The sequence below is a fragment of the Alteromonas macleodii ATCC 27126 genome (assembly GCF_000172635.2).
Classification (GTDB): Bacteria; Pseudomonadota; Gammaproteobacteria; order Enterobacterales; family Alteromonadaceae; genus Alteromonas; species Alteromonas macleodii.
Genome location: NC_018632.1, coordinates 150,536 through 173,021, shown reverse-complemented (window position 1 = coordinate 173,021; position 22,486 = coordinate 150,536). Strand labels below are relative to the sequence as shown.

Genomic DNA, 22,486 nt, shown 5'->3' with positions numbered 1-22,486 from the left:
CATGAGATTACTGTATGGTGTGCAAGGCACCGGTAACGGACACATCGCCCGTGCGCGAATAATGGCTGCAGCTCTGGCACAGCGCGATGACATTAACGTTGACTTTGTGTTTACTGGTCGTCCCCCTGAGAAGTATTTCGACATGGAAATATTCGGAGAATACCGAACCTTTACTGGCCTGAGCTTTATCACCAAAGGAGGCCGGGTTGATAAATGGGCGACCGTTAAAGATGCAAATGTAAGCCAGTTTATAAAAGACGTGAAAGCCTTTGATACCAGCAACTACGATTTGCTAGTCAATGACTTTGAGCCCGTTACGGCGTGGGCAGCTAAACAGCAAGGTCTACCTTCTATTTCGATTAGCCATCAGGCTGCATTTGCCTACGACGTCCCTAAAAGTGGCAACACGATTTTCGACTCCTTGCTAATGAAAGTGTTTGCACCAACAGAGATTCAACTAGGTGTGCACTGGTATCACTTCAATCAACCGATTATTCCGCCATTCGTTGCAGAAAAGCCGATTGTGTCTTCGGGAAATGGTCACGTTCTGGTTTACTTACCTTTTGAAGATATTGAAGATGTTCAACAAATGTTGGAACCCCTAAGCGATCAGGTTTTCGAATGCTTTCACCCGAACATCGATGAAGCGAAAGAAGTGGGACATATTCATTGGCACCCTACATCTAAGAAGCACTTTCAAAAAGCCCTACAGCACGCCAGTGGCGTAATCGCCAATGGGGGGTTTGAGCTATCGAGTGAGGCACTTCAACTGGGCAAGAAGCTGCTTATAAAACCTTTACACGGCCAGTTTGAGCAACTATCGAATGTGCTTACATTAAATAAATTGGATTTATGCCACACCCTGTTTCAACTTGATACCGACATTGTTGAAGAGTGGCTAGAAGCTCCCGACAACGAAGCAATTGCCTTTCCAGACAACCCCAACATTCTTATCGATTGGCTTAAAAACAAAGACTTTTCTGATACGCAAAGCCTGTGCGATGCGCTTTGGAAAAACGTTCGATATGGCGATAAAACACAAGAACGATTATTGGCTCTTGCAATTTAACGCCGCAATGCGATGATAGCGGCATTTGTCGTATTCTTCGCGGGATTTTTCGTGCTTAAAAAGTCAGTTGTTTTCTTGCTAACACTCACAGCATTATGTGGCTGTGGTTACAAAGGGGCGCTCTACATTCCTGACGCGCCTGCACAAAACACGTCTGCTGAACCAGCGTCTTCTGAAAATGCAGAAACCGGCGCCGACTCTGACACCAATAACACTTCACCCGTAACTACTTCTGGAGAGCTGAACTAGTGGATTATTTCGCCTACAGCCAAGGTCAGCTTCATGCTGAACAAGTGGCTGTTTCTGATATTGCAGCCCAGCATGGAACGCCGGTTTACATCTATTCACGTGCAACGTTAGAGCGTCACTGGCACGCATTTAATGATGCCATTGGTGAGCATCCTCACCTTGTGTGTTATGCGGTAAAAGCGAATTCGAACATCGGTGTATTAAGCGTTCTAGCCAAATTAGGTTCAGGCTTTGATATCGTTTCAGCAGGCGAACTCGCTCGCGTAATCGAGGCCGGTGGCGATGCAAGTAAAGTAGTATTTTCAGGCGTTGGTAAAAAGCATGATGAAATTCGCTATGCGCTACAACAAGGCATCATGTGTTTCAACGTAGAATCAGAGCCAGAGCTTCATCGAATTAACCAGGTTGCAGGCGAAATGGGCACGAAAGCCCCTATTTCACTGCGCATAAACCCGGATGTGGATGCCAAAACTCACCCTTATATTTCTACAGGCTTGAAGGCAAATAAATTCGGTATTGCCCGTGAGCGAGCGCTTGCTACCTATGAATTGGCCGCATCGCTACCTCATTTAAATGTTGTTGGTATGGACTGCCATATCGGCTCGCAGCTCACAGAAATCGGCCCATTTGTAGACGCCTTGGAGCGCTTGCTTCTGCTTATTGATGAATTAGCTGAACGCAACATTATCATTGAACATTTAGATGTGGGCGGTGGTCTTGGCGTTACTTATAACAACGAGCAACCACCTCATCCTAAAGCCTATGCACAAGCCATGGCTGAAAAAATGGTAGGCCGAGAAAACCTAAAGCTTATTCTTGAGCCAGGCCGCGCTATTGCAGCAAACGCTGGTATTTTAGTTACCGAAGTTGAATTCATTAAAGAAGGTGAAGAAAAAAGCTTCGCCATTGTCGACGCTGCAATGAACGATTTATTACGCCCTGCACTTTACTCAGCATGGCAAAAAATTATTCCTGTAAAAGAAGAAACTACGGCAACACCACGTATCTACGATGTGGTAGGCCCAGTGTGTGAAACTGGTGACTTTATAGGAAAAGATCGTGAATTAGCCATTGAACCAACAGACTTACTTGCAGTTCGCAGCGCCGGTGCCTATGGTTTTGTTATGGCGTCAAACTACAACAGTCGCTGTCGTCCAGCCGAGATTATGGTAGACGGTGACAAAGCAATTGTGGTTCGCGAAAGAGAAAAACAAAAAGATCTCTGGCAAGGTGAGTACAAACTTCCGTAAACTAGAGACAAACTAACAAGATAGATGCGCGTTTAATGCAGGTTCAATTTTCTAAAATGCACGGTTTGGGTAACGATTTCATGGTTATTGATAACGTTACTCAGAACGTCTTTTTCTCTAAAGAAAAAATTCAGCAACTGGCTAACCGAAACTTCGGCATTGGCTTCGACCAGCTGTTGATGGTGGAACCGCCTTACGATCCTGAACAAGACTTCCACTATCGTATCTTCAACGCGGACGGTTCGGAAGTAGAACAGTGTGGCAATGGCGCACGCTGCTTCGCACGTTTTGTTAAGCAAAAAGGTCTCATTAATCGCAACAAAATTGTCGTAAGCACCAAAGCTGGAAAAATGGTGCTGTATCTTGAGAAAGATGGTCAGGTTACTGTGAACATGGGTAAACCTGAATTCGAACCTGCGAATATTCCACTTAAAGCCAATAAGCAAGAAAACACCTACATATTGCGAGTCGGCGAAAGCACGCTATTCATTGGATCGGCATCGATGGGTAACCCACATTGCGTGATGGAAGTCGACGACGTTGATACTGCTAATGTGGCCGAGATTGGTCCGCTTGTTGAAAAGCACGAACGCTTCCCTGAAGGCGTAAACGTTGGCTTTATGCAAATAATCAATGAGTCACATATTAAACTTCGCGTATTTGAACGAGGTTCAGGTGAGACCTTGGCCTGTGGTAGCGGCGCTTGTGCAGCGGTTGCAATTGGCCAGATTCAGGGTAAATTAGGAAAAGACGTGCGGGTGGACTTACCCGGAGGCAGTTTACGTATACGCTGGCCTGGCCCAGATAACGTGTTAAAAATGACAGGGCCTGCTGAGCACGTGTACGACGGACATATAAATCTATGAGCGAATTATCAGGGCAGTCTAACGCTACGCAATTGATTGAGCCATTTAACGACACAACGGAATTGTCGAGTGCCGATGTGCGCGCGTTCTTGTTACAAAACCCTGAGTTCTTTGCCGAGCACCCCGACCTTCTTGAAAAAATTAAGCTTCCCCACGAGCAGAAAGGCAGTGTTTCACTGGTAGAAATTCAAAGCGATCAGCTTCGAAAGAAAGTTAGGCAGCTTAATTTCAAACTCAATCAGCTGGTGAGCATCGCTAAACAAAACGAAAAAATATATCGCGTTTACACCGATTTAAACGTGCAGCTTCTGCGCTGTGAAAGTGTTGCCGAAGTTCAGTTTACTTTGGAAGATGTGCTTCAAGAGCGTTTACAATTGTCATCGGCGGTCATTAAGAGCTTTAAAGGTCCACACGCGATCCCCGAACTACAGCAACGTTTATTTACTGAAAAACGTTTTAAAAATACCAACTTTTTCTTTGGTCGATTATCTCAGCACGAACGCCAGCTTCTTTTCGGAGAAAGCCCTGCGGAGTCTGTAGCGCTAATGCTGCTTGGTGACAACCGTGAACTCGGTATTTTAGGTATTAGCAGCAGTGACGCCAGCCACTTCACCCCAGATATGGACACCTTGTTACTTCAACAGCTTCAGCAAGTGCTTAATATCATCTTGCCTGAAATGATGGGATATTAGGTGTAGTGTCTACGGACGCATTGATAAGCGAGCCTTGCCAGCAATGGCTAGATAAGTTTCTGCTACATCTACAGGTAGAACGTGGGTTATCTCTTCACACTATCAAAAATTATCAGCGCCAACTCACAGAAGTTGCAAAGCTACTTGGGCTTTACGAGTGGTCGGGGCTGACGCCGAGCGACATAAAGCGGGTAATGGCTGATGCAAAGATGTCAGGGCACAGCCCGCGCAGTATAGCATTGCGCCTATCGGCACTTAGAACCTTCTGCCAATATCTTATCGATCATCAGCAACTATTCAGCAACCCTGTAGAGGGTATTCAAGCTCCGAAACAAGGGAAGCCATTGCCTAAGCAACTAAGCGTAGATGAAATGCAGCAGCTTCTTAATGCCTCCCCCCGAAGCAGTGACGACGATGAAGGTATGCAATTACGTGATGTGGCTATGTTTGAGCTACTTTATGGCTGTGGACTGCGCTTGAGCGAACTGACTGGGCTTAATTTGGCCGACTGTCTAAAGGACGGTACCGTGAAGGTCATGGGTAAAGGAAGTAAACAGCGAATACTTCCGTTAGGCCGACACGCACAAAAAGCACTTAACGCGTGGTTAAAGGTACGCCCTGCCTACGCATCACCTTACGAAAGTGCGGTCTTTGTGAGTAAGCGCAAAACCCGCATATCCAATCGACAAGTCGCTAATCGCCTCGATAAAATGGCAAGCGAACAGTCGCTGTCACAAAAAGTAAGCCCTCACAAACTGCGCCATTCCTTTGCTACCCACGTATTAGAATCCAGCGGAGATTTGCGTGCGGTTCAAGAGCTATTAGGTCATGCTAACTTGTCAACAACACAAGTTTATACCCATCTGGATTTTCAGCATCTCGCTAAGGTTTATGACGCGGCTCACCCTCGCGCACATAAGAAATAACGCTACTAGAAGGTTTCCCAATGCAGTTTTTCAGGTCTATCAATAACGTCGAGGCTATGACCTTCGACCTTGATGACACCCTCTACAATAATGAACCTATTATTCGACGCGCAGAGCAAGCCCTTCAAGCGCATATTGCTGAACATCACAAACATGCGGCTAAGCTAACATCACTTGATTGGCTACAGCTTAAACGTGCGGCTATCGCCAAAGACGCGCGGTTGGCTTCTGATATGGGGCAGCTTCGTCGCGTTGTTTTAAACGCTGCACTATCTGGCACGCCAGCAAACCAGTTATCAATAGTCCCTACAGAAGACACTGCATTACGTGCTGCTGTAGACAGCTGCTTTAATTGTTTTTATGACGCAAGAAGCGATTTTGCATTAGCCAGCAATGTTCACCACACCCTCGATAAACTTAGCCAGCACTTACCGCTCGTTGGTATTACTAACGGCAATGTAAACGCGCAAAAAGTAGGGTTAGACCGTTACTTCACGGCGATCTTACACGCCAGTGTGGAACGGCCTATGAAGCCTGCTCAAAACATGTTTGATGAAGCGGCCTCACTGATAAAGGTAACGCCGTCGCACATTTTACATGTGGGCGATAATATTATTAAAGACGTCTTCGGTGCCATTAATGCAGGCTATCAGTCGGCTTGGTTTGCATGTAATCGTCCAATGCAGTTGAAATTAGAACCCGTTTCAGTACTTCCACACGTTCAACTTGATTCATTAGAAGAGCTTATTCAATTTGTCTAGGCGCTATTTATCTCGAAAATACAGACCTCTACTACTCATTCTTTTGCGGGATGTGAACCTTTGAGTAAGCCGCATTATTAAAGGTCTAGAGAGCCGCACTTAGGGTGTATAGATTTTAACGCTCACTCGTTATACACTGAAAACTGAAGTCGTAGTTTTTGTGTCCTCATGGAAAAACCTGCTATCTCGAAGTCAAGGTCGCAACAAGCGTCCAAGGTAGATAAGCCAACCTCGAATGTTCATGAACATGCCGAGACAGGTCGCTCTTTTTGGCCGTTTAAGCCACTGTCTGGCTTGTATCAAGATGTATTTATTATCTTGTCTTGGATTGCCATATGGCAAATTGGACGCATTGTTGAATACACTGAACACGCCAGTGTTTGGTTTCCTGCGGCAGGCTACACCCTTGCATGCTTCTTAGTTTTAGGTTGGCGCGCGGTAGTGCCTATTATGGTGGCCGCCATTGCGATTACCGTCTGGAATGGTCATAACTACTTGCTGCCGTTAAGTAACGTAGAAATGATGTGGGGCGGCGTGTTATTCGGCGTTGCACATATGCTCCCTTACTATGCAGGAGCCAGTGTTCTCGGCCATCTATTGAGAAAGCCCGACGTCACCACACCCCAATTAATCGTATCGTTCTTAATCATCGGCTGTATTTCGTCGTTAGTTGCTACGCAACTAGTCATTGGTTCACTTGTTCTCACTAATCAGATGTCAGCGGCGGATATTAAAGAAGCGATGCTGCCCTTTTGGATAGGGGATATGGCTGGTGTTGTAGTGCTTGCACCTCTTTTTGCTGGCTTGTTAGTAAAAATAAGTGCGGCATCTAAAATAGACCTCTTAGCATTTTCTAACTGCGCTTCATCCGATTTACACAGCTACTTTAAAAAAGTGGCAATCAATTTGGCCCTCATACTATTCGTCATGTTATTGGCAAAACTTACCCAGTCTCGTGACAGTGCATTTGCTATCTTTTTTCTCGCCATTACCCACATGTGGATAGCGTGTACTGAAAGTACAAAGCGTAATGTTATAAGCCTTGCTATAAGCAGCCTATGTATTGTTTTGCTAGTGCATATATTCGCCTTAATGGATTACGTCAAAGTGTATCAGTTTGCACTCAACGTTATTGCAGCCAACGCGTTGTTTGGTATAGCCATTCCTCAGTTACAAGCAGACAATGCTCTGCTCAAAGACCGTGTTTTTGTGGATACCTTAACCCAAGCTTATACGCGGGAGTATTTGGCTCAGCGCAGCGCACTAGAAATGGCTCAGAGCCGTGAATCTGGAAGCTCGCTTTATTTCGTTATGTTTGATTTAGATAAGTTTAAACGTATTAACGACGAATTAGGCCATGTAGACGGCGACAATGCATTGCGCCGCTTAAGTCAGGTGACGAAGGATATTGTGCGTAAAGCGGATGTTTTTGCCCGTTTCGGCGGCGACGAATTTGTACTGCTTCTGCCTAATATCAACGAGCAAAACGCCCTTAATTTGGTGGAAAAGGTACGTGAAGGTATAAACGCAATCATTATTTCAGAAGTGTCATTATCATCGAGCTTCGGCGTCACTCTTATGCAGCAAAGCGATACACTCGAGACGCTCATTCAGCGCGCCGACCGCGCACTCTACGCATCAAAAGAAAAAGGCGGCAACACAATAACCCTCAAATAATGGGGTCAGAGTACATTTAATCGCTCAAATACGCTGAAGACAAAAATGTACTCTGACCCCATTATTACGAAAGCAGAAATGTACTCTGACCCCAATTTTATACGTGGGAGTTATCTTCTAGTACGTTTTGGCGCATGGATTCACATGGGCTTTGACAAACCGGTCTCCCAACCACTTTAGCTGGAACACCCACCACAGTAACGTGAGCTGGAACACTATTGAGTACAACGCTACCAGCGCCTACTTTTGAGCCTTCACCTATCTCAATATTTCCAAGGATCTTGGCGCCAGCGCCAATTAACACGCCTTGGCGAATTTTAGGGTGGCGGTCGCCCGACTCGTTACCGGTACCACCTAATGTAACGCTCTGCAAAATAGATACGTTGTCTTCAACCACTGCAGTTTCGCCCACTACAATGCCAGTTGCATGGTCAAACATGACGCCTTTACCTATACGCGCAGCAGGGTGGATATCTACACCAAAGCTTGCCGAGTTGCGGCTTTGTAAGAATAAAGCAAGCTGATGACGCCCATGAACCCAAAGGTAATGCGCCATGCGGTGTACTTGCACAGCATGAAAACCTTTAAAGTGAAGTAAGGGAGTAAGGTAATCGTTGACCGCCGCATCCCGCGCCTTAATCGCTAGAATGTCAGCAATAGCCGCTTCGCTGATGCCAGGTTCAAGTAAGTAAGCTTCATCGAAAACTTCACGAATGGCGAGCGCAGGCATAACGTCGTCTGCCATTTTGTTCGACAGAATAAAGCTTAGCGACGATTCAAAGTTGTGATGTGCAAGAACACTGGCATGCACATAGCTAGACAGCAAAGGCTCTTTTTCAGCAACAACTTGCGCTTCTTGTTTCAGCGTAGACCAAAAATCGATGGGCGTAGTAAGTGCGGTCATGAGCATGTCCCGTTATATAAAAATGCTGTGTTCTATAAGAAAATTGAGTAAGCAATCTAACTTGTTCCTTGCTGGGCATATCTATGCTGACAAAAGGGAACGCGTAAAAGTTTACCTGAGTTTGATGTGATGCAATACCGATGTAATACCGACCAAGCGCATAATTCGATCAATTTATCGAATTAATTCGTTATAGCTAATAACCGTATCGTACATGTATACATCATTAAAGCATCCTGTTCTCTCGCTGCGTCTAACTGAGTGCTTCCATTAATTTAATAGAACGTTCAGAGCGCTCGTATCTTTCATTAAATAATACTTAAAATCATGATTGCACACGAACGTATAATGCCGTTGAAGTTTATCTTCACTGGGAAAAACTGGACTGTATAAATTAACAGGCAGGTGGCATAATAGCGCGCTGCTGAATGTATAACACTATCAACTAACAGGTACCACACTATGGATGTATCTCGACTGCTAGACGAGCTAAACGACAAACAGCGTGAAGCAGTAGCAGCCCCACTATCTAACGCCCTAGTTTTGGCTGGCGCGGGCAGTGGTAAAACCCGCGTATTAGTGCATCGCATTGCGTGGTTAATGGAAGTTGAAAACATCGCCCCTTTTTCTATTTTGGCAGTGACCTTTACCAATAAAGCAGCCAAAGAAATGCGCGGCCGAATAGAGTCGTTGATGGGTCGCAGCCTGCACAATATGTGGATTGGTACCTTCCACGGGCTTGCGCATCGCTTACTACGCGCGCACCATGCAGAAGCCAACTTGCCTGAGAATTTTCAGATAATTGATTCGGACGATCAGTATCGACTTATTCGCCGCATTCTGAAGGCCATGAACCTGGACGAAAAGCATTGGGCGCCTCGTCAAATTCAGTGGTACATAAATGGCAACAAAGACGAAGGCTTGCGCCCTCAGCACATTGAAACCCACGGCGATCATATTCAAAAGACCATGCGCGAAGTCTATGCGGCATATCAAGACGCTTGCGACCGTTCAGGCTTAGTAGATTTTGCTGAACTGTTGCTACGCGCACATGAATTATGGGCTAAAAACCCAGAAGTACTAGTCCACTATCAACGTCGTTTCCGTGCAGTGTTGGTAGACGAATTCCAAGATACCAACAATATCCAATATGCATGGCTTCGTATGCTGTGTAGTGGTGGTAATAATAACATTATGATTGTTGGCGACGACGATCAGTCTATTTACGGCTGGCGCGGCGCGAACGTAGATAATATTCAGCACTTCCTGAAAGACTTCAACGAGCCTACTACTATTCGCCTTGAGCAGAATTACCGCTCTACAGGAAACATTCTTAAAGCGGCGAACACGGTTATCGACAACAATACGGGCCGTTTAGGGAAAGAACTTTGGACAGAAGACGCGCAAGGCGAGCTTATTTCTGTATATGCGGGTTTCAACGAGCTAGATGAAGCGCGCTTTATTGTTTCGAAAATCAAAGATTGGCTTAATCAAGGCAACGCCCTTACTGATACCGCTATTCTTTATCGAAACAACGCCCAGTCTCGAGTACTGGAAGAAGCCTTGCTACACGAAGGGCTGGCGTATCGCATATACGGCGGCCTGCGCTTCTTCGAGCGCCAAGAAATTAAAGACGCCCTTGGCTATATGCGCATGGTAAGCCACCCGCACGATGACGCTGCTTTTGAACGCGTGGTTAACACCCCAAGTCGCGGTATTGGTGAGAAAACCTTATCGCAAGTGCGCGACACCGCGCGAATGCACAACTGTTCAATGTGGCAGGCGTGTCAGTTGCTCATTAATGAAGGTGGCTTCAAAGGCCGCGCGCTAAACGCTATGCAAAGCTTTGTGTTGCTAATTACTGAGCTAGAGCAATCCACGTTAGATGAGCCCCTTGACCAACAAGCCGATAAAGCTATTCGCCAATCTGGTCTGTACGCCATGTACCAAGCAGAGCGCGGAGAAAAAGCCCAAGCACGTCTAGAAAACTTGGAAGAATTGGTTACTGCATGTAAAACCTTTATCGTGCCTGAAGAAGCCGAAGAAATGTCGCCTCTGGCAGCCTTTCTAGCTCATGCGTCGCTGGAAGCAGGTGAAACCCAGGCGGATAAAGACCAGGATGCCGTGCAAATGATGACCATTCACACCGCTAAAGGCCTTGAATTTCCACTGGTATTCTTAGCAGGTGTAGAAGAAGGCATGTTCCCTAGCCAAATGACTAACGACGAGCCAGGTCGAATGGAAGAGGAACGCAGACTTTGCTATGTTGGTATGACCAGAGCAATGCAAAAGTTGTATATTACTTATGCAGAAAGTCGTCGACTCTATGGCCAAGATAAGTATCATACTGCTTCTCGATTTATTCGCGAAATGCCAGCAGACTGCGTTGAAGAGGTTAGGCTGAAATCGACTATTTCGCGGCCCGTGCACAACCGCTTTAGCCAAGCGACGTCGCACGCGAGTTTTGAAGAAACGGGCTTTAGTTTAGGTGAGCGAGTTGTACACCGTAAATTTGGCGAAGGGATCGTACTTAACTACGAAGGGAGTGGTGAGCACGGTCGAGTTCAAGTAAACTTCGACGAATTTGGCAGCAAATGGCTGGTACTTGCTTACGCAAAGCTGGAGAAAGCGTAACATTATTAATAGGCAAGGTAGCCTAAACCTAAGTTGAAATGTATGCAGCAACACGTGCTGATCATCGAAAATGGTGAAGGCAACCTTGAACTTATAGCGAAATTAGTACGCCGGGCAGGCCTTACCCCCGTTGGCGCGACGTCGCTGACAGAAGGCAAAGCACGGTTTTCGCAAAATATGCCGGAAACCTTTCTGTGTGCTATTGTTGCATACTCGCTTCCCGATGCACCAAAAGGCGAAGCCATCGACTTTACGGTTGAGTCTTTCATTCCCACCATTGCTACAACAGAAAGTTTAGATAGCGCTATTCGCGATAAAGTCCTAGAACGTGACGTTGTCGATTACATTCCCAAAGAAAATTCGCAGAACTACGACTACCTCAATCGTCTTATTAGCCGATTAGAAAAAACAAGTCTACTGGTGTCGTCGTGGTAAGCACTAATCGGGTGTTGCGCTCAAAAACCGTTTCATTACTTCAGCGCCATAATTTTATTGCGTTTGAATGCCTAACGGCTACAGACGCTATGCAATGCTTGTCTGAACACAAAAACGTACGTCTTGTTATCACTGACAACACGTTGCCTGATATGACAGGCACGCACTTTGTCGCCAGTTTAAGAAAAGCCTTTTCGAAAGAGCAGTTGGCAATTATGGGCGTTGCTGGAGGCAAAGGCATGTTAATGTCTGCGCACTTTATTAAAAGTGGTGCAAATGACTTCTTACGAGTGCCCTACTGTCATGAAGAATTCTTGTGTCGCGTGATGCAGAACGTGGAATATATTGAGAGCGTTGAAGAAATTCGTCGTGTGGCCAACACCGACTATTTAACAGGTTTGCCTAACAGGCGCCACTTCTTCTACATGGTTACTGTACAACACCAAAACCTGTCTGAAGATCACGCTCTCGCCCTTATTGACCTAGACTTTTTCAAATCGATAAACGATACCCATGGCCATGACGCAGGTGACATTGTGCTAAAAGCCATGGCGGCCCTTATTGAGTTTTATTTTCCAGACGAAATTATTTCCCGCTTTGGTGGCGAAGAGTTTTGTATATACATGCCGTCAACACCACTAAAAGAAGCCTGTGAGCGTTTAGACGACTTCAGAAAAGTGGTGGAAGCAGAAATTATTCAGCTGCCTAAAAGCGACATTAAAGTGACCTGCAGTATTGGGGTAAGTGGCGCCCACACTCAGCGCGTAGATAAGCTACTAAGCCTTGCCGACAAGCAGCTTTATGCCGCCAAAAATAGTGGGCGTAACCAAGTGAAGTGCGAACCACCAGATGTTCCTCAGCAAGAGCAAGCTTCACTGCTTTAGCTTTTCACTCAATCAACTGCCGCTTAGCTGTCCGACGTTTAATTAAAGACTTGTGCGCAAAAGCCCCTACTCCACCGCTAGCTTTCGCGCTTTACGCTGACTGCGGTAATTAACTAGCGAATCTGCACTAAACAAGATAAGCGCAAACCACACAAAGCCGAAGGTCACCAAGCGCGACTCTTCAAGCGGTTCGCCGTACAGGTAAACCGCCAGAATGAACATAAGCGTTGGGCCAATGTACTGAAAAAAGCCCAGCGTTGAATACATAATGCGCCTTGCTGCAGCGGTAAAACAAAGTAGTGGCGCGGTAGTTACAATGCCAGCCGCTAAAATAAGGGTATTTAGCGTGGCGTCGTTATTAAATAAGTTACTGTACTCAGAGCCAAAGAAGACCCAGTAAATAATAGCGAATGGCGAGAGCATTAAAGTTTCAATGAATAGGCCCGGTAGCGAGTCTACAGCCACTTGCTTGCGCAATAAGCCATACACACTAAAACTTCCCGCAAGCACCAGGGCAATCCACGGCACGTGGCCATAAGAGAAAATAAGAATAGCCACGCCAATAACGGCAAGCCCAACGGCTACACGCTGTAAGTTACGCAACCTTTCACCTAAGAAAAGTCGCCCTAAAAATACGTTGATAAGAGGGTTGATGTAATAGCCAAGGCTTGCATCAAGAATATGGTCGTTATTAATTGCCCAAATAAACAAGAGCCAATTCGCCCCGAGTAACAACCCTGCAACGAATAAAATCTGCATAACGCGCTTATTGCGAAAGGCGGCGCCCACTTTGGGCCACTGCTTTAGCGCGGCAATAAGCCCAACCAACAGCACCACAGACCAAATTACCCTGTGCATCAGGATTTCAGCAGCCGGCAATACCATCAACTGTTTGAAATAAACAGGTGCAACACCCCACATACTATATGCGGCAATTGCACAAATAACGCCGACTTGAGCGGCACTGGCTTGCTTAGACAAGACTGACTCCAACGAAATTCGGGGGAAGAAGGCGCGTATTGTTTATCAGGTTAGTTGAATACACAACCCTTAACGCTTTCCAATGCGGCAAAGGACGTGTAACAAGCGGCATAATTAATGAAACGTAATTAACAAAAAATGAAAAAGCCCCACTAAATGTGCTCATTCAATGGGGCCTAAGATCCGTTCATCATGAAAAAACAGGACAAGATTTATCGCGGGAATGGTGCTACAGCAGAAACAGTGTGCCCAAACCTAAGAATGCTACAAAGCCTACAATGTCGGTTACGGTAGTCAAAATGACCGACCCCGACAGTGCAGGGTCTATTTTCAGCTTGTCCAATATTACAGGTACAAACACGCCTGCAAGTGCGGCGGCTACAATGTTGAACAGTATGGCCAAACAGATAACCACCCCTAACATGGCATCGGTAAACCAGAAATAAGCAACAACGCCAATTACCAAGGCCCAAATCACGCCATTTACGCCGCCTACTTTAAGCTCTTTCACCATCAGCGCCCGTAAGTTGGCAGGCGTGACCTGCCCCAACGCCAAGCCGCGTACAATCAGGGTTAGCGTTTGACTACCTGCAATGCCTCCCATACTTGCCACTACCGGCATCAGTACCGCAAGGGCAACCACTTGTTGAAGGGTGCCTTCGAACAATCCAATAAACCACGAAGCTAAAAATGCGGTAAGCAAGTTAATGCCAAGCCAAAGGGCACGATTTTTCGCACTTTTCGCCACAGGCGAGAATAAATCTTCGTCCTCATCCATACCGGCCGAGGCCATCACTTGGCGTTCGTAAAACTCGTTAACCAACTCACTTGCAGAGGTCACATCTAATCGGCCGAGAAGCTTGTTGTTTTCGTCAACTACCGGCAGCGACGCAAGCCCAGAACGTTGAACAAGTAGCGACGCATTCATAGTGTCGTCAGCCCCTTGAATGGTCGTCACACTTTCTTCCGACAAGTCGAATAGCGACACGTGATCTTGCGCATTGAAGAGGTGGCTAATTTTAACCAGCGCGGAAAATTGACCTGAGCGGTTCACCAAAAAAATGCTGTCACAATGCTGAGGTATGTCACGTCTTAATAAGCGTAGCCCTTCGCGCACTTTCGCGTTCGAAGGTAACACTAACTGCTCGTGGTTAACCCAGTGCCCTATTTGGTTATCTGGGAATTGTGTCGCTTCTCTGAAGTACTTACGCTCTTTAGAATCAAGTGATTCATAGGCCATATCGACAAGGCGTTTTGGCAATGAATCGAGTAGTTCCAGTAAATCTTCTGCGTCAATATCAGCAAAAATAGACGCCCATTCGTCGTGCGGCGTATTGTCGATAAGAATTTCACGGGGGTCGCTACGCATCTCAACCAATACGTCGAGCTTACGGTCGCGAGGAATGCCTTCCCATACCGCCAAACGTTTTTCTACGGGCAACGATTCTAACAGTGATGCGATGTATACCTCGTCTTGCCCCGCAAGGGTGGCTAACAAGGTCGCCGGATCGTCACCCATACTTTCGGTAACAATCTCTTCAATTAAATCTGGTAATGGCTCTGCCATGCTACACCTCCCGTTAATACCGCTCACTTCCTTTACACAACGTCACAACAGGCATTGTGGGATGATGCAAACCTATTAAGACACTGCTATCCCAGCATATACGTACCCGTGCCAAAGGCTATATGATCGCCTTTTTCATTGTGCAATTCCATTCTACAAACCACTAATTTACTGCCCTTGCGTATAATCGTGGCTGTCGCAACAAAGCGCTCGCCTCTTCCCGGCCTTAAGTAGTCAACGCGCATATCGACTGTGCCCATGGTGGGCAATCTAACTTGAAGGTCCGCAAGGTGTTCACGTGCGGTTTGTTTGATGGTTTCTACAATTGAAACTAAACCACCGATGGTGTCTAGCATAGTCGCTGTTACACCGCCGTGTAGGATTTTTTGCATTGGATTGCCGGTCAGCGCTGGTTGCCAATCAAGGTGCAGGGAGATCTGTGTATCCAGCCCCTCTCCTTCAGTAACAAATTCCAAGCCCAGCAACTGGTTAAACGGCATAGTATCACGAAAAAGCGCAATTACATGTTTAATCATTAGTTCATGGTTTAGTGTTTCGCTGCCCTTAGCTTCGTCTTTATTAGTCGTTTTCTTATCCACTCGCTTTCCTTGATGAATTGATATTTGTAATGTGCTTATAAGCAACATTACTACCGAACGTAAGTTTGACGGAAATTCATCCAACCAATGATGTTGAATCAAAATAAATTATAAGAGCTGCTGCCCCTCTGATCAGGACTATCGCTGAATTTTAGTCTAGTTTTTTAAATTGCCCCGTGAAGACGTCGCCAAAAACGCGTAAAATCCAGCGCCATGACAACTGCAATAGCTCCATCAGAATTAGCGCCAGAAACGCAACGTGTAAAAACACCAGAAACCGTCTTAAAAGATGTATTTGGTTACGATGCTTTTCGCGACGGTCAAGGCGAAGTCATTCACCAAGTATGTGAAGGTAAAGACGCACTTGTTTTGCTTCCAACAGGTGGTGGCAAGTCGCTGTGCTATCAAATTCCTGCGTTAGTGCGCCAGGGCACCGCTATTGTTGTGTCACCGCTTATATCGCTTATGCAGGACCAAGTAGAACAGCTTAAAGCGCTGGGCGTAAAAGCTGCCTATCTCAATTCAACGCTAGAAGCAGACGAACAAGCACGCATAAATGACGCACTTCAAGCAGGAAAGCTCGACTTGCTCTACGTGTCGCCTGAGCGTTTAATGCAGTACTATTTTCAGCAGTCGCTTGCGCACGCCGACATTGCCTTATTTGCCATTGATGAAGCGCACTGCGTTTCCCATTGGGGGCACGATTTCAGGCAGGATTATCGCGCTCTGGGGCAAATAAAATCTCGCTTCCCCTCTATTCCTGTTATTGGACTCACAGCGACTGCAGATTCAGCGACCCAAGCAGACATACTGACGCAGCTAAACCTTAACAACCCGCTGGTTTATAAAGGCAGCTTCGACAGACCTAATATCCGCTACCGCGTAATGAGCAAGTACAAAGCCTTTGATCAAGTTGTTGCTTACGTAAAACAGCAAGAAGGTAGCGGCATTATTTACTGTAACAGTCGCGCTAAAGTCGACGACCTGCACGCTAAATTATTCAGACAAGGTTTTCGCTGCGCGGCCTATCACGCGGGTATGGACAACGACGAGCGAGAGCTGGTACAACGCCAGTTCCTTAACGATAAAATTGATATTGTGGTGGCCACCGTTGCCTTTGGCATGGGTATCAACAAATCGAACGTGCGTTATGTGGTTCACCACGATGTTCCGCGCAGTGTTGAAAGCTATTATCAGGAGACCGGCCGAGCGGGGCGAGACGGCTTGGAGTCTGAAGCTTTACTATTGTTCGACGAAAAAGACGCAGCCCGCGTAAAACAGTGGATAGAGCAAGGGGAAATAGCCGAGCGTAACCAAATAGAGTTACAAAAATTTGCAGCTATGGAAGCTTTTTCAGAAGCACAAACCTGTCGTAGACAAGTACTCCTGAATTACTTTTCGCAGTTCAGCGACAGCGCCTGTGGCAACTGCGACATTTGCCTAGACCCACCTAAGATGATCGACGGTTTGGTGATTGCACAAAAAGTACTGTCGTGTGTACTTCGGCTCTCACAGCAAGCCTCTAGCCAGTATGTCATTGATGTTTTGCGAGGCAAGCAGCTTAGGCGCCTTCAGGAAGCAGGCCACTACCAGCTTTCCACATACGGCATAGGTAAAGATAAGTCGGATAGCTACTGGCACAACATTATCAACCAGCTTGTTCATAAAGGCCTTATACGCGTTGATATTACTGCTCATGCCGCGTTGCGTTTAACCGAGGCCGCACGACCAGTACTCAAGGGCGAGGTCGCGGTTCAGCTTGCCGTTCCGCGACTTGAATTTAAGCCCGACAAGAAAAAAGCAAAACAAGCGCCTGCTAACTACGACCGAACGTTGTTCACCCGTCTTAAGCACTTACGCAAAGTGTTGGCCGAAGAAAATGAAGTGCCGCCGTATGTGGTATTTAGTGACGCCACCTTAGTGGATATGGCGTGTAAACTCCCCACTACGCGCAACACCTTACTTGATGTAAGCGGCGTAGGCCAAACCAAACTCGAGCGCTATGGTGAGGCTTTTATCCAGCTTATTGATGATTACATAAATCGAGAGCACTGAGGGCTTGCAGGCCAACTAGATTCTGTTTTCCAGCTGGCCGCAGGGTTTGCAGAAAGTAAAAGTGCACGCAGTAGAGATAAACACACTAGGCGTAAGCATATTCCCCCCCTTTCTCAAGCGCAGCTTTGTAGGCTTCTCTAGCATGAACCCGTTTTACGTAACCTTGTATGGCAGTAAAGTCTTTCGCACGCCCGCTGGCTACCAACGACTCTAACGGAAATATCATTTGAACATCAGCGCCACTAGGCGCGTCACCCGCAAACCAAGTATTTTTCGCTAAGTAAGATTCCACATAGCGTAAGCTCTGCCCTAAATTAGGGCCATAATAGGCATTTAAAATACCGTCTATCAGTTTGTTAGTAATTGGCTTAATAAAGAAAGGCTTCGAACCTTTTTGACGCGCTTTCTCCAGCACTAAGTTTGCCACTAGTGGCGGCATTAGCGAACCTTCAGCGAAATGCAGCCAAAACCAATACTGTTGAAGTGCCTCTGGGTCTTGAGGTACAGAAAATGCGTCTGTAGCGTGGTGGCGAACAAGGTATTCCACAATAGCACCAGACTCGGCAATAGCACCGTGCGGCGTAGTAAGCACCGGAGAGCGTCCCAGCGGATGAACAGCGCGCAATGAATCCGGCGCTAGGTTTGTTTTACTGTCTCGTTGATAGAATTCTATTTTGTAATCTACGCCCAGCTCTTCAAGAAGCCACAAAATTCGCTGCGAGCGAGAGTTATTTAAATGGTGAAGTGTTAGCATACCCCGTCCTTAATACGCTTAGATTAACGCTATTGTTTTTGTGTTGTACTATATACACTTTATAAAGCAAGCAGGTTTACAATAACCAGCGAATTGATAAGTTCTATGCAAAATCTCACCAAAGAAGACATTCAACAGCACGCCGTGGTTAACGAACAAAGCGTAGAAATCCGCGTTGCATTACCTTTAACGCCTCTTAAAACTCAGCAGTGGGCAGAGCAGTTTTGTGAAATTTTTCACTTTTCACTATCCGACGCAGATTGGGGAGCCGATCGCTTTCAGGCGCTTGTTACCACCCAATCCAGCGATACAAATTTTCAATGCATACTTTGCATTGAATGGCTTTGCGAGGCGATTTGGCTGGAACCGGTAGGCACTCAACAATCACCGAATGCGATCTACCAGTATCTTCAAAACACGTAAGTATCACCATGCCTTTTTCTTTCTGTTTGGCTTTTAGGACAGACTAGTATTATTCTATAGAAAACACATAATTAGCGCTTCAAGGATCATGCTAGTGCCAATCTCCCAGCTAACAAAGTACGTTGCAGCTTTGCTCATTAGTTGGGTGGTTCTAAGCATAAACGCCTTTGCCAGCCCGCGGCTTGTTATCGATGAGTCTTTCGAAAGGGAAATCATCAACCATTATGCACGGGTATCAATTGCACCTAATAGCGCAACCTATTTTGATGTATTGACGGGAAGCTTCACAAAAACACCAACAGCAACGGCTTCTTCAACAGAACGTGTGTGGTATTCAACAGAGCTTGTCCACTCTGGCTATAGTGCCATTCCCTTAGTGCTTAATATCGACCGACTAAACGTTGATGATTTGCAGATTTATCTTCTAGACAGCAGCCAGCGAATTATAAAATCGTACCGTTATCAAGCCGGTAAAGGTGACTATTCGTTAAGACAACCGCTTCCAAATATCAGGCTTGCTTTCACCCTTCAACCATACCAAGACGCTCGGTTACTAATCGCAGTGAAAGACGAGGGGCTAAAGTACTTTCCAATGTCACTATGGGAGCGAGACCTGCTTGCTCAACACGACACTAATATGCTGACTTTGCTTGGTGCTGTGTCGGGTGTGATGGCACTCATTGCTTTCTATTTTCTTTTTTCCTACTTATATCAGCGTATCCCTACCCGCTTCTGGCTAACCATGTCGTCATTGGTGCTTATTGCATTATTGTTCATTACAGAGGGTGGCCTCGCGTTTTGGCCTAGCCTGACTAACGCTAGCGAGCATTTTTACGCCGTATGCTTCGGCGTATTACTACTGTGTATCGGAAAAGTGACTCATCATCTGTTCTCTCGTGTGCCTTTCGTTTTAAGACTGCTTAATTATGCCCTACCTATTGCTGCTACCATTTACTGTTTTACCGTAAATGCTTATATGGTCACAATCACGCTGCTTATACTCACAGCGGCGATGGGTTTGTATCACGTTACCCTTGCTCTTATCTTTAAAGACAAAGGCAGTAGTGTTGTCAGCACCACTTATATTCTGGCCTGGCTATCTTTCTTTGCGTTTTACGCTTTGGTGACCCAAAACCTTTTCAGCGACCTTATTTATACTGTCGATGTCGCGATGGGAATGCTGTTTTTCTTAACCTTGGGTTTCCTGTGTTTTGGATTTGCGGTCATCACAAAAGAACAGGTACTCAATCAACATAAACTCTCCTCTCAAGCTGAAACAATTTCTAGCTTAAATCACTTTTATGACTTGTTCCGAAACTCCGCTGAAGGACACTACACATCAACCTGGGACGGTAAGCTTATTTCAGTTAACCCTGCGATGTGCACGGTGTTTGGGTATGAGAATGAGGAAGAAATGCTTAGCGAGGGGGCAAGCACAAAAGCCTTTTACGCATCACCAGAAGATAGACATGTATTGTTAGGTGAGATATCACAGCAAGGCCACGTCACCAGAAAAGAGATACGGGGAAAACGTCGGGACGGCACAGAGTTCTGGTTTTCATTGTCTTGCCAGATCCGCGAGAACGATGAAGGAACTTACCTGTACGGCTCAATTATTGATATCACGGAAAAAAAGCAATCCGATTTAAGCCTTCAGTATTTGGCCACTCACGACTCACTAACCGGCGTATACAACAGACGGCAATTTGAATCTGTCTTTAAGGAAAAAGTACATAACCACAGCGCGTTACCTGTGTGCCTACTCTTTTTAGATTTAGACCGATTTAAAGTTGTTAACGACACCTGCGGTCACAAAGCGGGAGATGTACTCATAAAAGACGTCGCCCGCCTGATTGAAAATACGCTGCTACCCAACGCGCAGCTAGCAAGACTCGGGGGTGATGAGTTTGGCGTTATCTATTCAGATTTAGATGCTGATGCGGTTTATCTCAATGCAGTGAAAATTCTCAATGCAGTACAGGCCTATCGGTTCATGTGGGATAACCGAATATTCAACTTAGGCGTAAGTATTGGCATGGTCGTATGCGATGATAGTAACGTTAGCTCAGGGCAGTATTTAAGCATGGCTGACGCCGCCTGTTATTTTGCCAAAGAGCAAGGCAGAAATCAGGTGCATAGATATAATAAAGATGATGAGAGCATGCAGCGCTATCAGCGTGAGCTGGACTGGGTCTCTTCTATAAACAACGCCTTGGAAGAAGGGCGCTTTGAACTTTATTACCAGTCATTAAGACCTTTGAGCAAAGCCAGCGATGGTCACTATTATGAAGTGCTACTGCGCCTAAGGGAAAAAGACGGAAAAATTGTTGAGCCCGCTAATTTTTTACCCACGGCAGAGCGCTTTGAAATGAATGTAAATGTCGACAAATGGGTAGTCACAAATACGTTCAAATGGCTGTCTGAAAACCCTGAACATCTCGCTGAGTTAAGGCGATGCAGTATAAACCTTAACTGCCATTCGTTAGCAGACAGAGATTTTACGCTATTCATTTTAAACGCTTTCGAAACCTTTAATATTCCTTACAACAAGATTTGTTTCGAGGTGATCGAGTCGGTAGCGATTATAAAAATGGAGGACACCCTTGCCTTTATGCGTACTTTTAATCGCCTTGGGTGTTCGTTTGCCCTAGACGACTTCGGTAGCGGCTTCTCTTCGTACAGTTACCTTAAAAGCTTGCCGGTTAATCAGGTAAAGATTGACGGTATGTTTATCAAGGATATGCTGAACGACAGTGTAGATACGGCTATGGTTGCGTCAATCAATGATGTAGCGAAAGCCATGGGTATGCAAACCGTTGGGGAATTCGTTGAAAATGAAGGCACCATGGCACAACTTGGCAAAATGGGCGTTGATTTTGCCCAAGGCTATAGCGTTGCAAAGCCTGCCCCGCTGCGAGAGTTTACGCCACTTTAATAACTGCACTTAATATACGTCTTACGAAAAAAGTGATAGCACTAGCGTCAACTCGCGTATAATAAAATGGTAGACTTGCAAAAAAAGAAGTCATCCCCACTTATTGCCTACTGTCCAAAGTGTAGAAGTAACATGAGTAGCAAACAGCCTAAATACGAATATGTCAGTACCGCAAAATTACCCACTCGCATGGGTGATTTTAAAATACACGGCTTTGTTGAAGCCAGCGGCCAAGAACACGTTGCCCTTTCTTATGGAGAGTGGAAAGAAGACGACGTAGTGCCAATTCGTATCCATTCAGAATGCTTAACAGGCGATTCTTTATTTAGCACTCGCTGTGACTGTGGCTTTCAATTAGAAAAAGCCATGCAAAATATCGTCGATAATGGTCACGGTGTGCTTTTATACCTTCGCCAAGAAGGTCGCGGTATTGGTCTTTTAAATAAAATTCGCGCCTACAACCTTCAAGATAGCGGCATGGACACGGTAGAAGCTAACGAACATCTTGGATTTGACGCCGATTTAAGAAGTTACGATATCTGCAAGCTGATGCTAGATACGCTGAATGTGAAGCATGTTGAGCTTATGACAAACAACCCGAAAAAGTTGGCAGCACTAAAAGCGCTTGGTATAGACGTGGTTGCACGTAAGCCTATTGACCACGGTATCACCAAAGACAACAAGCATTACTTAAAGACGAAAACAGAAAAGCTTGGGCACGCTTTCGACCCCCACGTTTTCAAATAGACGAATTCCTTAAAAACGCCCACACCAATGTGGGCGTTTTCTATTCAGCTTGGGTTAATCATAGGCTGGTTATAACGT

Annotated in this window: 20 protein-coding genes; 15 read left to right on the top strand and 5 right to left on the bottom strand. The window is 45.9% G+C overall.

Features of this window, described 5'->3' with window-relative positions; genetic code table 11:
* Window position 1: 1 nt before the first annotated feature.
* The 8 genes from MASE_RS00770 to MASE_RS00735 all read left to right on the top strand — a co-directional run bounded on the left by MASE_RS00770 (window position 2) and on the right by MASE_RS00735 (window position 7,490).
* A complete protein-coding gene (locus MASE_RS00770) occupies window positions 2–1,069 on the top strand; it encodes an MJ1255/VC2487 family glycosyltransferase (protein WP_014947853.1) in 1,068 nt (355 codons plus the stop codon).
* Window positions 1,070–1,081: 12 nt separating this feature from the next.
* Window positions 1,082–1,318, top strand: a complete 237-nt coding sequence (gene lptM, locus MASE_RS00765) for an LPS translocon maturation chaperone LptM (protein ID WP_014947852.1) — start codon at window positions 1,082–1,084, stop codon at window positions 1,316–1,318.
* Window positions 1,318–2,568, top strand: coding sequence for a diaminopimelate decarboxylase (lysA, locus tag MASE_RS00760; protein ID WP_014947851.1), 1,251 nt, complete (start codon window positions 1,318–1,320; stop codon window positions 2,566–2,568). Before lptM ends, lysA begins: the two co-directional genes overlap by 1 nt.
* 35 nt (window positions 2,569–2,603) lie before the next feature.
* Window positions 2,604–3,434 carry a diaminopimelate epimerase gene (gene dapF / locus MASE_RS00755; RefSeq protein ID WP_014947850.1) on the top strand — a complete coding sequence of 277 codons (831 nt, stop codon included), beginning with the start codon at window positions 2,604–2,606 and terminating at the stop codon, window positions 3,432–3,434.
* Window positions 3,431–4,126 (top strand): DUF484 family protein, encoded by a 696-nt coding sequence (locus MASE_RS00750; protein ID WP_014947849.1) that lies wholly within the window; start codon window positions 3,431–3,433, stop codon window positions 4,124–4,126. The genes dapF and MASE_RS00750 overlap by 4 nt, the downstream gene beginning before the upstream one ends.
* 5 nt (window positions 4,127–4,131) lie before the next feature.
* Entirely contained in the window at window positions 4,132–5,052 is a 921-nt protein-coding gene (gene xerC, locus MASE_RS00745; RefSeq protein WP_014947848.1) for a tyrosine recombinase XerC, read from the top strand.
* A 20-nt stretch (window positions 5,053–5,072) separates the two neighbouring features.
* Entirely contained in the window at window positions 5,073–5,813 is a 741-nt protein-coding gene (locus MASE_RS00740; protein WP_014947847.1) for an HAD-IA family hydrolase, read from the top strand.
* 168 nt (window positions 5,814–5,981) lie between these two features.
* Complete coding sequence (locus MASE_RS00735) at window positions 5,982–7,490, top strand: sensor domain-containing diguanylate cyclase (protein ID WP_014947846.1); 1,509 nt, start codon at window positions 5,982–5,984, stop codon at window positions 7,488–7,490.
* A gap of 97 nt (window positions 7,491–7,587) precedes the next feature.
* On the opposite strand, the gene cysE is transcribed toward MASE_RS00735, so the two are convergent.
* Window positions 7,588–8,394: a serine O-acetyltransferase gene (gene cysE / locus MASE_RS00730; RefSeq protein WP_014947845.1), complete on the bottom strand. Its 807-nt coding sequence runs from the start codon at window positions 8,392–8,394 to the stop codon at window positions 7,588–7,590.
* Window positions 8,395–8,856: 462 nt separating this feature from the next.
* Here cysE and uvrD point away from each other — a divergent pair, with 462 nt between their 5' ends.
* The 3 genes from uvrD to MASE_RS00720 are packed head-to-tail and all read left to right on the top strand — an operon-like array spanning window position 8,857 to window position 12,347.
* Window positions 8,857–11,028, top strand: a complete 2,172-nt coding sequence (gene uvrD / locus MASE_RS00725) for a DNA helicase II (protein ID WP_014947844.1) — start codon at window positions 8,857–8,859, stop codon at window positions 11,026–11,028.
* Between the two features lie 42 nt (window positions 11,029–11,070).
* The gene (locus tag MASE_RS20135; protein ID WP_232362792.1) at window positions 11,071–11,463 is read left to right on the top strand and encodes a response regulator; all 393 of its coding nucleotides are present in this window, start codon (window positions 11,071–11,073) and stop codon (window positions 11,461–11,463) included.
* A complete protein-coding gene (locus MASE_RS00720) occupies window positions 11,457–12,347 on the top strand; it encodes a GGDEF domain-containing response regulator (RefSeq protein WP_232362791.1) in 891 nt (296 codons plus the stop codon). The genes MASE_RS20135 and MASE_RS00720 overlap by 7 nt, the downstream gene beginning before the upstream one ends.
* A 66-nt stretch (window positions 12,348–12,413) precedes the next feature.
* Here the strand turns inward: MASE_RS00720 and rarD are convergent, their stop codons facing one another.
* The 3 genes from rarD to MASE_RS00705 form a co-directional block, all read right to left on the bottom strand.
* A complete protein-coding gene (gene rarD / locus MASE_RS00715; RefSeq protein WP_014947843.1) occupies window positions 12,414–13,328 on the bottom strand; it encodes an EamA family transporter RarD in 915 nt (304 codons plus the stop codon).
* Window positions 13,329–13,557: 229 nt separating this feature from the next.
* Window positions 13,558–14,895, bottom strand: coding sequence for a magnesium transporter (locus MASE_RS00710; protein WP_014947842.1), 1,338 nt, complete (start codon window positions 14,893–14,895; stop codon window positions 13,558–13,560).
* 86 nt (window positions 14,896–14,981) lie between these two features.
* The gene (locus MASE_RS00705) at window positions 14,982–15,494 is read right to left on the bottom strand and encodes a thioesterase family protein (RefSeq protein ID WP_014947841.1); all 513 of its coding nucleotides are present in this window, start codon (window positions 15,492–15,494) and stop codon (window positions 14,982–14,984) included.
* A gap of 213 nt (window positions 15,495–15,707) precedes the next feature.
* Here MASE_RS00705 and recQ point away from each other — a divergent pair, with 213 nt between their 5' ends.
* Window positions 15,708–17,549: a DNA helicase RecQ gene (gene recQ, locus MASE_RS00700; RefSeq protein WP_014947840.1), complete on the top strand. Its 1,842-nt coding sequence runs from the start codon at window positions 15,708–15,710 to the stop codon at window positions 17,547–17,549.
* Window positions 17,550–17,634: 85 nt separating this feature from the next.
* On the opposite strand, the gene MASE_RS00695 is transcribed toward recQ, so the two are convergent.
* On the bottom strand, window positions 17,635–18,303 hold the full coding sequence (locus MASE_RS00695; protein ID WP_014947839.1) for a glutathione S-transferase: 669 nt from the start codon (window positions 18,301–18,303) through the stop codon (window positions 17,635–17,637).
* A 105-nt stretch (window positions 18,304–18,408) separates the two neighbouring features.
* On the opposite strand from MASE_RS00695, the gene MASE_RS00690 reads away from it, so the two are divergent.
* From MASE_RS00690 to ribA, 3 genes are all read left to right on the top strand, one after another.
* Entirely contained in the window at window positions 18,409–18,726 is a 318-nt protein-coding gene (locus MASE_RS00690; protein ID WP_014947838.1) for a hypothetical protein, read from the top strand.
* 88 nt (window positions 18,727–18,814) lie between these two features.
* A complete protein-coding gene (locus MASE_RS00685) occupies window positions 18,815–21,661 on the top strand; it encodes an EAL domain-containing protein (RefSeq protein WP_014947837.1) in 2,847 nt (948 codons plus the stop codon).
* A 132-nt stretch (window positions 21,662–21,793) separates the two neighbouring features.
* Window positions 21,794–22,408: a GTP cyclohydrolase II gene (gene ribA / locus MASE_RS00680; RefSeq protein WP_014947836.1), complete on the top strand. Its 615-nt coding sequence runs from the start codon at window positions 21,794–21,796 to the stop codon at window positions 22,406–22,408.
* The last annotated feature ends 78 nt before the right edge of the window (window positions 22,409–22,486 follow it).

Excerpts from the sequence above, each read along its gene's own strand:
- MASE_RS00770 (WP_014947853.1), top strand. The coding sequence starts at position 2 with ATGAGATTACTGTATGGTGTGCAAGGCACCGGTAACGGACACATCGCC.
- lptM (WP_014947852.1), top strand. The coding sequence starts at position 1,082 with ATGATAGCGGCATTTGTCGTATTCTTCGCGGGATTTTTCGTGCTTAAA.
- dapF (WP_014947850.1), top strand. The coding sequence starts at position 2,604 with ATGCAGGTTCAATTTTCTAAAATGCACGGTTTGGGTAACGATTTCATG.
- MASE_RS00750 (WP_014947849.1), top strand. The coding sequence starts at position 3,431 with ATGAGCGAATTATCAGGGCAGTCTAACGCTACGCAATTGATTGAGCCA.
- MASE_RS00740 (WP_014947847.1), top strand. The coding sequence starts at position 5,073 with ATGCAGTTTTTCAGGTCTATCAATAACGTCGAGGCTATGACCTTCGAC.
- MASE_RS00735 (WP_014947846.1), top strand. The coding sequence starts at position 5,982 with ATGGAAAAACCTGCTATCTCGAAGTCAAGGTCGCAACAAGCGTCCAAG.
- cysE (WP_014947845.1), bottom strand. The coding sequence starts at position 8,394 with ATGACCGCACTTACTACGCCCATCGATTTTTGGTCTACGCTGAAACAA.
- uvrD (WP_014947844.1), top strand. The coding sequence starts at position 8,857 with ATGGATGTATCTCGACTGCTAGACGAGCTAAACGACAAACAGCGTGAA.
- MASE_RS20135 (WP_232362792.1), top strand. The coding sequence starts at position 11,071 with ATGCAGCAACACGTGCTGATCATCGAAAATGGTGAAGGCAACCTTGAA.
- MASE_RS00710 (WP_014947842.1), bottom strand. The coding sequence starts at position 14,895 with ATGGCAGAGCCATTACCAGATTTAATTGAAGAGATTGTTACCGAAAGT.
- recQ (WP_014947840.1), top strand. The coding sequence starts at position 15,708 with ATGACAACTGCAATAGCTCCATCAGAATTAGCGCCAGAAACGCAACGT.
- MASE_RS00695 (WP_014947839.1), bottom strand. The coding sequence starts at position 18,303 with ATGCTAACACTTCACCATTTAAATAACTCTCGCTCGCAGCGAATTTTG.
- MASE_RS00690 (WP_014947838.1), top strand. The coding sequence starts at position 18,409 with ATGCAAAATCTCACCAAAGAAGACATTCAACAGCACGCCGTGGTTAAC.
- MASE_RS00685 (WP_014947837.1), top strand. The coding sequence starts at position 18,815 with ATGCTAGTGCCAATCTCCCAGCTAACAAAGTACGTTGCAGCTTTGCTC.
- ribA (WP_014947836.1), top strand. The coding sequence starts at position 21,794 with ATGAGTAGCAAACAGCCTAAATACGAATATGTCAGTACCGCAAAATTA.